We start from the raw sequence: 485 nt of genomic DNA, 5'->3' as shown, positions 1-485 counted from the left end.
TATTTGCGCCTACCCAAAGCTTATCGCAGCTTGTCACGTCCTTCTTCGGCTCTTGATGCCAAGGCATTCACCATGCGCCCTTTGTAGCTTGACCTAATGTCGTGTCATTATAACCGGCGCATTACTTCGTCACCTTCCTCACTACGCTGCTCACTTACCTGAAGTAAGCTCCGCTGCTCGTTCGTCGGTTCCTCGTCCTGCTTGGTTCTAATGCCACTCCTGATCTACGTACAAATTATATTTCTGCACTCAAAAAAAAGTACATTGCATACTGTACGTTTGAACTATAGATATACATATATCTAGTCCGCAGATCATTGACTGTTTCAAATACTAGCGTGTATTTTATTCAGTCCTTTATATTACAAAGAATAGTAAATATCTTTACTTTAACTTATGTGCAATTTTCAAAGAACAATCAGAGATACTTGGTATCTCAAAATTAAACAGAGAGAGATATTCTAACCAGAATTCGTGTATATTAA

The 485-nt window shown here is 39.0% G+C and carries 1 rRNA gene; it reads right to left on the bottom strand.

The annotated features are described in order from the left end of the window. A 23S ribosomal RNA gene (locus OCU55_RS23785) occupies positions 1 to 94 on the bottom strand; the annotation flags it as partial. Between the last annotated feature and the right edge of the window lie 391 nt (positions 95 to 485).

Origin of the sequence: Clostridium folliculivorans, assembly GCF_024341905.1 — a bacterium.
GTDB classification, from domain to species: domain Bacteria; phylum Bacillota; class Clostridia; order Clostridiales; family Clostridiaceae; genus Clostridium_AR; species Clostridium_AR folliculivorans.
This window is presented reverse-complemented; position numbering and strand designations above follow the sequence as displayed.